Genomic DNA, 11,696 nt, shown 5'->3' on the forward strand with positions numbered 1-11,696 from the left:
AAGGCTGGGCCGTGGTTAGACCGACGCGCTGATAAACGCGCTCTCGAAAGATCATGAAAATACAACGGAACTTGGGGCCTTCGCACTTGTCTGGAGCTGCATTTGCACCTATCTGACAACATAAATGGAAGGCGCGATTGGGCACATCTTCCGATTGCTACCTTCTTTCAAGCTTTTTTGAGGAAAATGAGCGCACGGACCTGCTGTTTTTGCTTTGGGGAGACACATGAAAGTGTCGCTATCACGCCCCAAAATACAATTACAACCATAGCGAATGGTGAGACTATCAAAAAGACTATAAGGTGGTCTTAGAGGCGTGTGGTTTCATTGAAAGGGCGGCGTAAGTCCCCTATAAATCAATGAAAGTCATAGCAAGCGCAGCACATTAGGTTAATCGGCCGGATCTCCGGCTAAGTATGTACAAAAGGAACTCTAAATGCCTTGGAGCAATCAAACTGGCGGAGGCTGGAAGGGCGGCGGTAACAACGGCGGCCCATGGGGTAATTCCGGCGGCGGCGGTGGCGGCGGCGGCCCTTGGGGCGGCGGTCCACAGCGCGGCGGCGGCGGTGGGGGTGGAAATCCACCTGATTTCGAGGAAATCCTCAAGCGCGGCCAGGATCACCTGAAAAACGTCCTGCCAGGCAATGGCGGTGGCATGGGCTTCAAGGGCATTTTGCTGGCCATCATTGCTGCGCTGGTTATCTGGTTGGCGACCGGCATTTACCGCGTAAACACTGGCGAAGTGGGTGTTGAGCTCGTTTTTGGTCAGGTGGTTGGTCAAACCGCGCCAGGCTTGAACTATAACTGGCCATATCCAGTTGGCGAAGTTTACAAGCCGGATGTTCTGCGCGTTCGCGAAACCACGGTGGGTATGGAAGAGCTGGTGCGCGGCACCACGATCTCCAACCGTGACGTCGCTGAGGAAAGCTTGATGCTGACTGGCGATGAAAACATCGTCGATGTCGACTTCAAGATCCAGTGGGTCATCCAGAATACGCCGACGGGTGTATCTGACTTCCTGTTCAACATTCAGGACCCAGAAGCTACCGTGAAAGCAGTTGCTGAATCTGCAATGCGTGAAGTTGTTGGTAGTTCCCGTATTGACTCGATCCTTACCGAAAACCGCGCCCCTATTCAGCAGGGCGTGCAGGACTTGATGCAAGCCACCCTAGACAACTACGGGGCTGGTATTCAGGTTCGTGACGTTCAGATGCAGAAGGTCGACCCTCCTGCGCAGGTAATTGAGGCTTTCCGTGACGTTCAGGCTGCGCGCGCCGATCAGGAGCGTATCCAGAACGAGGCGCAGGCCTACGCAAACCGCATTGTTCCAGAAGCACGTGGTGAAGCGGCTCGTATTACTGAAGCTGCTCAAGCTTACCGTGATCAGACCATCGCTCAGGCAGAAGGTCAGGCACAGCGGTTTACCAAGGTTTACGAAGAGTACACCAAGGCACCAGACGTGACCCGTCAGCGTCTCTATCTGGAGACCATGGAAGAGGTCCTGAGCAAGAACCAGAAGATCATAATCGATGGTGAAGGTTCTTCAAGCGGTGTGTTGCCATACTTGCCGCTGGATCAGTTGAACCGTCGTACTGGCGCAACCGGAGGTAATAACTAATGAAAAGCGGTATTCTTGGTATCGTAATAGCCGTTGTCGCGCTGGTCCTCTATTGGTCCGTGTACATCGTGAATCCAGCCCAGCAGGCTCTGGTTCTGCAGTTTGGTGAGGTTCGCGGTCAGGCGACTGAACCAGGTCTCAAGTTCAAATGGCCATGGGAAAACGTTGTTTACATCGATAAGCGTATTCTTGACCTGAACATGCCGGTTCTTGAAGCGATTGCTTCTGACAAGAAGCGTCTTCTGGTCGATGCGTTTGCGCGCTATCGCATCAGTGATCCGATCAAGTTCTACCAGTCGGTGAATAACGTGGAAGAAGGTTCCCGTCGTCTGGCGACATTCCTTCAGTCTTCACTGCGTCAGGAACTCGCGAAAGCAAGCTTGAACCAGATCGTTCGCGATGAGCGTGCCGAACTGATGGAAAAGACCCGTCAGGACGTGGACCTTCGCGCGGATAACATCGGTATCGATGTGGTGGATGTGAAGATCCGTCGCGCGGATCTGCCGGAAGCCAACTCTCAGGCAATCTTCCGCCGTATGCAGACGGAACGTGAGCGTGAAGCGACCGAAATCCGTGCGCAGGGTGAAGAGCAGGCACGCCGTATTCGCTCCCGCGCGGATCGCGATGCGACCGTCATCGTGGCGAACGCACAGCGTGATGCTGACATCGTGCGTGGTGATGGTGATGCGCGCCGGAACGAGATCTTTGCTCAAGCCTACAACAAGGATCGTGACTTCTTCGAGTTTTATCGTTCCATGCAGGCTTACAGATCCTCCATGAACGGTGGCAACACCTCCTTGGTGCTGTCTCCAGACTCAGAGTTCTTCCGGTTCTTCCAGAACTCTAGCGGTTCCGCATCGGCTCCGGCAACGTCCGCTGCAGCGACAGCCACAGGTACGGCTTCCGCACAATGAGTGATCTGATTGTGGCGTTGGGTCTGGTTCTGGTGATCGAAGGGATCGTCTATGCTCTGGCCCCAACCCACATGAAGGACATCTTCCTGAAGATGCAGGAAGTTCCTGAGCAAACACTGAGGATTGGAGGGCTGGTTGCGATCGCTATCGGATTTGTTGTTGTCTGGTTTGTCCGTTCCGGCGGATAGGGAGCAACTCAAGCCTTTGGGATTGGGCTGGCACTACTGGAAATTTTCATAAAAGTGATCACTTGCCCGCGCTTTGTTAACCAAGGCGCGGGCAAATTGCATTTCAGAGCGTGTAAATTAGAATGCACTGGTGCAGTTTGAGGAGTAGGCCGATGGCCCGTGTGTTTCGCCGGAGCAGTCCGGGACGATTTTTCAAAGCCCTAACCGTTGCAGCCGCACTGACCGTGGCCATGGTGACCGCGCCGGTGTCCCATGCACAGGGACCGGCCTCGGTTGCAGATCTGGCTGAAAACCTGGCAGATGCGGTGGTCAACATCTCGACCGCGCAGAATGTGAGTGGTCAACGGGCATTGCCATTGCCGCAGGTTCCGGAAGGCTCGCCCTTTCAGGAGTTTTTCGAAGAGTTTTTCAATAACCAGCAGCCAGACGCTGACCGGCCGCGCCGGGTGCAGTCTCTTGGGTCAGGTTTTGTCATTGACGGCATTGAAGGCATCATCGTTACCAACAATCACGTGATTGAAGGGGCTGACGAGATTACCGTCAACTTCAATGATGGCACGAAGCTCAGCGCTGAACTGATCGGTACAGACGAAAAGACGGATCTGGCTGTTCTGAAAGTGACGCCGCACAAGGAGCTTGATGCGGTCAACTTTGGCAGCTCTGATAATCTTCGCGTCGGCGACTGGGTGATGGCGATTGGCAACCCTTTCGGCCTTGGCGGTACGGTGACCGTAGGCATCGTTTCCGCGCGCAATCGTGACATAAACGCCGGCCCTTATGACAATTTCATTCAAACCGACGCAAGTATCAACAGAGGCAACTCAGGTGGTCCGCTGTTCAACATGGATGGTCAGGTTGTCGGCATAAACACGGCAATATTCTCCCCTTCAGGCGGTTCTATCGGCATTGGATTTGCCATTCCAGCGGACACGGCTACACGCGTTATTGGCCAGCTCAGAGAGTTTGGTGAGACACGTCGCGGTTGGCTTGGCGTCCGTATTCAGGAAGTAACTGATGAAATTGCTGAGGGCTTGGGCATGGACCGGGCGCGTGGCGCGTTGGTCGCTGGCGTGACTGAAGACGGACCTGCGAACCTATCTGGTATCGAGCCCGGTGATGTTATCCTCTCTTTCAATGGCCGTCTGGTTCCCGAAATGCGGGACCTGCCGCGCATGGTGGCAAACACGACTATTGGAGCCACCGTGCCAGTGATCATTCTGCGCCGCGGCGAAGAAGTTGCAATGGATGTTACCCTTGGCAAACTGGAGGAAATGGCCAGCATCGCCCAAGCAGAGGCAGTTGAGGATGGCGATGAGGTGCCGCAAGACAAGGCTGTGGTTCTTGGATTGACACTTGCCACCATTAATGAAGAGCTGCGGGAGCAGTTCACATTGAGTGCGGAGGTAAAGGGCGTTGTGGTCGTGAACGTGGAAGCGGGCAGCGCTGCAGAGGACAAGCGGATTCGTCCAGGCGATGTGCTGGTCGAGGTGGCGCAAGAGCCTGTGAACAGCCCGGCCGATGTTCAGGCCGAAGTGCAGAAACTGCGCGATGAAGATCGGCGATCAGCCTTGCTGTTATTATCGAACGGGGCGGGTGAACTTCGCTTTGTGGCGGTACGTATCGACGCCAACTAGTTCCCCACAAACCTTGTGAAAAAGCCGCCAAGTGGGCGGCTTTTTTGCTAGTCGGTTACAAACTCTTCCGCGTTGTAACCCTGAATGTAGAGCAGGGCGGTCAAGTCCGAGTGGTCTATGCGCATGTCAGCTTGTGCAGCTACTGCGGGCTTTGCATAGAATGCCGCGCCGATGCCAGCGCGCTCCAGCATGGCGAGGTCGTTGGCACCATCGCCTACCGCGATCACATCATCGGGCTCGATCTTCTTCTCGCTTAGCAGCTCGTTCAGGCGGTCCAGCTTGGCCTGCTTGCCGAGGATTGGCATTTGCACTGTGCCGGTGAGCTTTCCGGCTTCTTCAAGAAGGGTGTTGGCGCGGTTTTCGTCAAAGCCAATCTTCTCGGCGATCTTGGAGGTAAAGACTGTGAACCCCCCGGAAACGAGGGCGGCATACCCAAGGTTTGCTTTCATGGTCTGGACCAACGTCCGTCCCCCGGGCGTCAAGGTAATGCGCTCGGCTATGACCTTTTCCACGACGGAGCTGTCGAGCCCTTTGAGCAGGGCAACGCGTTCCTGCAGGGCGGGTTCAAACTCGATTTCTCCCCGCATGGCACGTTCCGTAATGGCGGCGATCGTGTCCTTAAGGCCCAGCTCCGCAGCCAGTTCGTCAATGCACTCTTGACCGATCATGGTTGAATCCATGTCAGCAATAAGCAGGCGCTTTCGTCGGTTGGTCGCAGGCTGAACGAACAAATCCACCGGCGTTTCACCAAGGGCTGAGCGCAGCGTATCTGTTGCCTCTGAGACCGAAAGGGCTTGCGTTGTGAAGATATCCGCTGCAATACCCGGGTTGAGCCATTCATGACGCGTCTCGCCCGGCACAAGGGCGGCGAGTTTTTCAATCAGCGCGTCATCTACTGCAGGATTTGCTGGACTGGATATGAGCGTAACAACAAAGGACATAAGCAGCTCTCAAAATTTGGGGACCGACGGGAAACAGGAAAAGCCCGTAGCAGTGTTGATAGCGGGCCCCACCGCCAGCGGCAAGACGGCATTGTCCATTGACCTCGCAAAAGAACTCAACGGTTTGATCGTAAATGCAGATTCCATGCAGATTTACCGAGATCTGGAGATCTTGAGCGCGCGCCCGTCGCGGGAAGAAGTGGCGGAAGCGCCGCATCATCTGTTCGGATATGTTCCTCTTGATGAGCCTTATAGCGTTATGCGCTGGCATGAGGATTTTAAAAAGGTCTTCAATGCAGCACGGGTAGAAAACCGTCCAGTGATCGTGGTGGGCGGCACTGGATTGTACTTCAAGGCATTGACTGAAGGCTTCTCTCTTATGCCCGATATCCCTGAAGACATTCGGGGAAAGTGGCGGGCTTTAGGCGAGGCGAGTGATGGCGCCGCCCTTCATGGCATCCTCCAAGAGAGGGACAGTGTGATGGCGGAGCGTTTGCGTCCTTCTGATCGCCAGCGTGTTGTGCGTGCGCTAGAGGTGCTGGAAGGAACGGGGAAGTCGCTAAGCTATTGGCAGCAAAGCAGGTCTGAGCCTTTGGTTCCTACGGGGCGGGCCATCTGTGTGGTGCTGGATCCTGATCGTGCCGCTCTGCATGAGCGCATTCATCGCCGGTTTGACATGATGGTCGAACAAGGCGCGATTGGGGAGGCCACCACAATTGCCGAAATGCAGTTGGATCCGGGGCTGACCAGTTTGAGAGCCATTGGCTTGTCGCAGTTGGCAGCAGCGTCTGAGGGGGGGCTGTCTCTTGAGGAGGCTATTGAAAAAGCCAAAACCGAAACAAGGCGATACGCTAAGCGTCAGACCACCTTCTTTCGCGGGCAGCTCAGCGGTTGGGAAAGGCTTGATCCGTTAGATGAGAACGCGGTGCGCGCGTTCCGAAACAGGACGGTTTCGGCATTTTCTTGACCGGAGAATGTGGCGATTGGGGCAGGGTTTAGAGAGTCAAGAAAAAAACTTTACGATTACTGTCAAAATTAGCGAATATTCTTGGTGACAGACGCGAATAAGTTGAGTAAATAATGCCCTCTCTTCTGAGGGTTATGTGGCCTAACCCGTTGATATTGCAGTATATTGTAAGCTTTTGAGCTAAGAGTTACAGATGCGGCGGAGCTGAAGCTCCAGATATTGGGCTGGCGTTGTTTAAGAACTGCGCCGGCCCAATTCGTTTGAGCCTGCCACACCACCTTACCTTAAAGTAATCATAGTCTCGGCCATATTTCATCGCATTCGGAAAGTACCTCTTACGCCGTCGCCGGGGCACCTTCTGCATCCCCCCAACGCCTCGGTGATGCACCAGTAGAGACTGCCACAGAAGCGGTCCAACTGAAGCCAAAGGAGGCATGCACATGGTGAGTATGAACAGTCTCGAAACCAAACGGTTGAGAGCTCGGACCTTCGCCAAGCAGGATCTAACTGAACTTCAGGAATTACATCGAGATCCGGAAGTTAACCGGTATCTCTTCCCTAAAGGACCATGGGACAGCGAAACTTGTAGGGTGAAGCTGTCTGAGTTCATGAATCAGCAGAAGAAATACGGTTTCGGCATCTGGCGCCTTGAGACACATGGCGGGCAGTTTGTCGGTTGGGCAGGTTTTGCGCTCTTCGAAGAAACCGCAGAAGTGGAGCTTCAATACGCCTTCAGACAGCCCCTGTGGGGCATTGGGCTTGGCACCGAGGTGACACAGGCTCTGACAGAATGGTTTTTTGAAAACACCTATTTTACGCATCTCATTGCCCGGGTGCACCCGGACAACCTTCCGGTCAAGCTCGTCTTGATGCGCGAAGGCCTTCACTTCCGCGAGACGCGGACAGTGGCGGGAGAGCCGCAAGAAATCTATCAGGTCCTTAGCCCGGCCTGCCAGAGATTGGCGCTGTCAGCTTAACCCCCGCCTGACAGTCGAAAAAATAAAACCCCGCCGTTGGTTTGGCGGGGTTTCGTGTTTTAGCAGACTCGGAATGGTCCTTGGTTGTTGACTAGCTGGCAATGGCATCGTCGACATTGACAATGCGCTGTGAGCGGATGGCCAGTTTGTTGAGGGCCGATACATAGGCACGGGCTGAGGCAACCAGTGTGTCGGTATCTGCGCCCTTGCCAGTTGCGATCTTTCCGCTGTCCTCAAGGCGCACTGACACCTCTGCCTGCGCGTCGGTGCCTTCAGTCACTGCATTTACCTGATAGAGCTGCAGAGTGGCCTCGTGCGGCCAGATCGCCTTGATGGCGTTGAAGGTGGCATCTACAGGGCCATCACCCGTTGCTTCGCGGGTTTCATGGCGTCCGTCGATGTCCATGGTCAAAATGGCCTTCTGTGGGCCTCCTGTGCCTGCAATGACCGTCAGCGCAATCACCTTCACGGTCTCGCCCTGAATGGTGATTTCATCCTCGACCAACGCTTCAATGTCTTCGTCGTAGACGTTCTTCTTGCGGTCAGCCAGCTCCTTGAAGCGGCGGAACGCCTCCTGGAAGGCATTGTCGCCCAAGTCATAGCCCAGTTCCACCAGCTTGTCCTTAAAGGCATGGCGGCCAGAGTGTTTGCCCATCACCAGCGAGGTTGCGCGAACACCCACGTCTTCAGGACGCATGATTTCGTAGGTCTCTGCGTTCTTCAGCATGCCGTCCTGATGAATGCCGCTTTCGTGCGCAAAGGCGTTCTTGCCAACGATGGCTTTGTTGTACTGAACCGGGAAGGAGGAGACAGCGGAGACCAGCTTGGAAGCGCGGGTCAGATAGACAGGGTCTACCTTGCTGGCATATGGCAGAATGTCGTTTCGAGTACGCACTGCCATGACGATTTCTTCCAGCGCCGCATTGCCTGCACGTTCACCCAGTCCGTTGATCGTACACTCGATCTGACGGGCACCGCCCGCAACACCGGCCAGCGAGTTGGCAACAGCCAGTCCCAAATCGTTGTGACAATGAACGGAGAAGACGGCTTTGTCTGAGTTCGGCACGTTGGCACGGATCTGTTCGAACATCTCCCGATATTCTTGCGGTACGGCGTAGCCCACGGTGTCTGGCAAGTTGATGGTGGTGGCACCTGCCGCAATTGCAGCTTCCACGCAGCGGCTCAGATACTCGATCGGAGTGCGTGTTGCATCCATTGCTGACCATTCCACGTCATCAATCAGGTTGCGAGCCTGCGCGACGGTGCGTTGAATGATCTCCAGCACTTCGTCTTCAGTTTTGTTCATCTGATGCTGCAAATGAATCGGCGACGTGGAGACGAAGGTGTGAATGCGGCCGCGTTCGGCATTGCGAACGGCCTCACCAGCTCGATCGATATCGGCGGAGATAGCCCGCGCCAGACCCGCAATCACAGCGTTTTTGGAGCGTCTTGCAATTTCCGATACGGCTTCAAAGTCGCCGTTGGACGCAATCGGGAACCCTGCTTCGATGATGTCGACACCCATGGTGTCCAGCAGTTCGGCGACCTGCAGCTTCTCTTCCAAGGTCATGGAAGCGCCCGGCGACTGCTCGCCATCACGCAGGGTTGTATCGAAAATTACTACTTGGTCGTTGGATGCAGCTGACATTCCGTGTGTCCTTCCCTCAGCCCCTATAAGGGTGCCCTCTGGTGGTCCTGCCTGTTTTGATTGAGTTTTGCGCGTCAGGGGACCGAAAAAATGATCTTCTTGTGGTGACATGTTCCCCTAAGTGCCCGCCCAGATACGGGGCTGCCGACGCTCAGGGGCATCTAAGTAGAAGAAGATCCATAGCTAGAAGGCCGGCGCGGAGGTTCGCGTCGTTGGTAGCAATCAGATTGTCGCGTGTTGCGATCATCTCTGGTCGTGTGCCTTCTAATTTGGTTGCGCCTTGGCGGCGCAGGTCATTACTGCCTGATTGTCTTGCCAGCTTGGTGACAACACTTAAAACAGTGGTAGCTGATCCTGCGCCCTGTGACAAGATGAAGCTTTGATGGCTTTAAAGTGAGTTTTGCTCAAGAGAACTCCCAACCAAGCTCATGGGTTGTGTTTTTTACCTAAAAGAACAGCTCACCCCGCCCGGTCAGAACCGCTTGTCCGCCAATACGTTGCGCTCTGATTTGCCCGTTCTCCACGTCGATCTCCAGGTCAATGTGAGAGGGGCGGTTCATGAAGAAACCCTGCTCGACTGTGAGTTGGAGGGTGCCATCCAACGGCTCATCGAAAGCCTGAATAACGCCGCCAAAAGCTGCGACAGCCGATCCGGTTGCCGCATCTTCCCAAACCGATGTGTCGTTGATGAACATACGCGCTTGAAAGGAAGAATCAGCTCCTTGCGTTTCGCGGCAGTAGACGTAAATCGCATTGTGGTCTGGGGAGCCGAAGGCGTCTTTCCAGAGTGCCCTGTTCGGCTTAACGGTGCTCAGCACAGCCAGATCGCGCACCGGAACGAATGCATAGTGAACACCTGCGCTCATGGTGGAGGGGCGATGGTTTTCAAATCCGATTTCGGTTGTATCTATGCCAAGGCAGCTGGCGATCAGATCTGTCTCGCCAATCGGTAAGGAAGGGGCCGGGAGCTTGGGCACATCGAACTCTGCAAAGCCAGCAGCGCCCTGTTTAAGCACGACGCCGCAGCGCAAGAGCCCGATTTCTTCTTCCAATACCACGACGGCATCCTGCTCCGGGGCGTCGGTGCCAAACCGTTCTGTCGCCAACAGAACAGCGGTTCCAACGGTCGGGTGGCCAGCAAACGGCAGTTCACCGAAGGGTGTGAAAATGCGCAGCTTGGCCGAGTGGGCGGGATTGGCCGGTGGCAGCACGAACACTGTTTCGGAGAGATTGAACTCCTTGGCAATGGCCTGCATCTGCTGATCACCAAGGTCCTCGCTGTCCAGAACAACGGCCAACTGGTTTCCCTGCAAAGGCGTGTTCGTGAAGACGTCCAGAAGTGCGTAGCGACGTTTCATGGAAATTTTCTCCAAGGACTCAAAGGTTTCGCTCAAGGCTCGGCTAACAGGTTAAGCAGGACACGGACCTTTTTGCCAGTGCTGATTTAGTTGGAACCGTTAGAAAGCAACTTGGCAACGATGCTGACTGCGTAGGGAGGGATATTATGCGGGGCAAGGTCTGCCATTGATCGCACGATGATGACATCGTCCAGCTCTGGAAACTCAAGGGCTTTATTGTGTGCAAGGATTGCCGAGCGCATCTCTTGGGCAGACATGGGAACGAAGTATTCCTGGGCGACACACACACGTGGTCCGTCTTCGATCAGAAACAGACGGCCTGCTTCTGCGCGGTCTGGATGTATGCCGGTTTCCTCCAGCATCTCACGCCGGATGGAACCGAGCACATCAATCGTGCCATCGGTCTTGATGTCTTGTTCATCCAAGTTGCCACCGGGAAAGTAGACCTGACCACCTGTGGAGGTGTGCGACGCCATTTGGCCAAGTATCACGGTGCCATCTGCGGCGCGCAGGGTGGCGCACCCAAACATGTTCTTCACGTTGATGTCCGGATACCCCCAATCACGCCACGCCATGAAACTGGCATACTGGCAGCGGGAGAAAACTGCAGAGAGGACACCGTTCTCCGCCTTGAGATTCACAGCCTTGAGAACCGTACCGTTCCACGATTTGGGCTTTGCGGCGACAAGTTTCTGCCAGTGCGCGGCGATCTCCGCTTCATGGGCTGCTTCAAAGCCCCATGGCTTGTCATTGAGCTTTAGATCAAGAGCTTCAAGCGCCACTACCTGCGGCGTCACTGACCGCTCCATGAAGTGAAGCTCGCCGCCGTTTTTGAAGGCACTTTGGGCCGTGCGCGTGGTGAGGAAACCGCGGGCGGCGTAAAACCCGACTGCGTTGGGGTCTGACTTCAGTTTGATTGTTTTGGCGCGTGCCATTTTGGCGTCTTCAAGGATCACCTCAAAAAGCCATGAGCCGATACCCTGTCGCTTCAATTCCGGTTCCACGAAGAGGTGATCCAGAGTGTAGTCACCATTTTCTTCCAGTTTCCCGGTTGCAAAACCAAGGATCTGTTCGCCTCTTTTGGCGATGAACGCCCTGCCATCCGCGGTGTCTTCTATGCCGATGGCCCAGTTCGCGCGGAAAAGCGCCATGTCTTCAGTCTCATAGCCCCACGATGCTTTCGAGCGATGCATGAGCGCTGTGAGGCGATCGGTGTCTGCAGCGGTGGCTCTTTGAATATGGGGATGCATGAGACCTCAGCGTCCGATAGAATTTCTCGACATGGCTTTGACTATAATTAACGCATGGACCAGATATTAAGTGGCAGCGTTCGTCGTCCCCTGAAAAGAGCTGTGGTGAACAATATAAGGCACCTAAAACGGTCACATTTGCCCGAAAAGGAGAGGCCTTCAAGAATTACAGGGACGCAGTTTTCATGTTGGCTAACCGTG

General features: G+C 54.9%; 10 protein-coding genes. 6 read left to right on the forward strand and 4 right to left on the reverse strand.

The genetic code is table 11. The features are described 5' to 3' along the window. Positions 1–436 precede the first annotated feature (436 nt). From hflK to PUV47_RS10525, 4 genes are all read left to right on the forward strand, one after another. Positions 437–1,618, forward strand: coding sequence for an FtsH protease activity modulator HflK (gene hflK, locus PUV47_RS10510; RefSeq protein WP_274218513.1), 1,182 nt, complete (start codon positions 437–439; stop codon positions 1,616–1,618). Then, positions 1,618–2,532 (forward strand): protease modulator HflC, encoded by a 915-nt coding sequence (gene hflC / locus PUV47_RS10515; RefSeq protein WP_274218514.1) that lies wholly within the window; start codon positions 1,618–1,620, stop codon positions 2,530–2,532. Before hflK ends, hflC begins: the two co-directional genes overlap by 1 nt. Continuing rightward, positions 2,529–2,720, forward strand: a complete 192-nt coding sequence (locus PUV47_RS10520) for a DUF2065 domain-containing protein (RefSeq protein WP_274218515.1) — start codon at positions 2,529–2,531, stop codon at positions 2,718–2,720. Before hflC ends, PUV47_RS10520 begins: the two co-directional genes overlap by 4 nt. A gap of 152 nt (positions 2,721–2,872) precedes the next feature. Then, positions 2,873–4,354: a Do family serine endopeptidase gene (locus PUV47_RS10525; RefSeq protein ID WP_274218516.1), complete on the forward strand. Its 1,482-nt coding sequence runs from the start codon at positions 2,873–2,875 to the stop codon at positions 4,352–4,354. A gap of 47 nt (positions 4,355–4,401) precedes the next feature. Here PUV47_RS10525 and serB read toward each other — a convergent pair whose 3' ends face one another. Beyond that, positions 4,402–5,295, reverse strand: coding sequence for a phosphoserine phosphatase SerB (gene serB / locus PUV47_RS10530; protein ID WP_274218517.1), 894 nt, complete (start codon positions 5,293–5,295; stop codon positions 4,402–4,404). Here serB and miaA point away from each other — a divergent pair. Further along, positions 5,273–6,262, forward strand: coding sequence for a tRNA (adenosine(37)-N6)-dimethylallyltransferase MiaA (gene miaA, locus PUV47_RS10535; RefSeq protein WP_274218518.1), 990 nt, complete (start codon positions 5,273–5,275; stop codon positions 6,260–6,262). The two genes, serB and miaA, sit on opposite strands and share 23 nt — an antisense overlap. 440 nt (positions 6,263–6,702) lie before the next feature. Next, the gene (locus PUV47_RS10540) at positions 6,703–7,239 is read left to right on the forward strand and encodes a GNAT family N-acetyltransferase (RefSeq protein ID WP_274218519.1); all 537 of its coding nucleotides are present in this window, start codon (positions 6,703–6,705) and stop codon (positions 7,237–7,239) included. 91 nt (positions 7,240–7,330) lie between these two features. On the opposite strand, the gene PUV47_RS10545 is transcribed toward PUV47_RS10540, so the two are convergent. The 3 genes from PUV47_RS10545 to PUV47_RS10555 all read right to left on the reverse strand — a co-directional run bounded on the left by PUV47_RS10545 (position 7,331) and on the right by PUV47_RS10555 (position 11,495). After that, complete coding sequence (locus PUV47_RS10545) at positions 7,331–8,887, reverse strand: 2-isopropylmalate synthase (protein WP_274218520.1); 1,557 nt, start codon at positions 8,885–8,887, stop codon at positions 7,331–7,333. 446 nt (positions 8,888–9,333) lie between these two features. Further along, positions 9,334–10,245, reverse strand: coding sequence for a PhzF family phenazine biosynthesis protein (locus tag PUV47_RS10550; protein ID WP_274218521.1), 912 nt, complete (start codon positions 10,243–10,245; stop codon positions 9,334–9,336). Between the two features lie 86 nt (positions 10,246–10,331). Next, positions 10,332–11,495: a GNAT family N-acetyltransferase gene (locus tag PUV47_RS10555; RefSeq protein ID WP_274218522.1), complete on the reverse strand. Its 1,164-nt coding sequence runs from the start codon at positions 11,493–11,495 to the stop codon at positions 10,332–10,334. Positions 11,496–11,696: the final 201 nt, after the last annotated feature.

This window comes from Pseudovibrio exalbescens (genome assembly GCF_028737195.1).
In the GTDB taxonomy this organism is placed as follows: domain Bacteria; phylum Pseudomonadota; class Alphaproteobacteria; order Rhizobiales; family Stappiaceae; genus Pseudovibrio; species Pseudovibrio zosterae.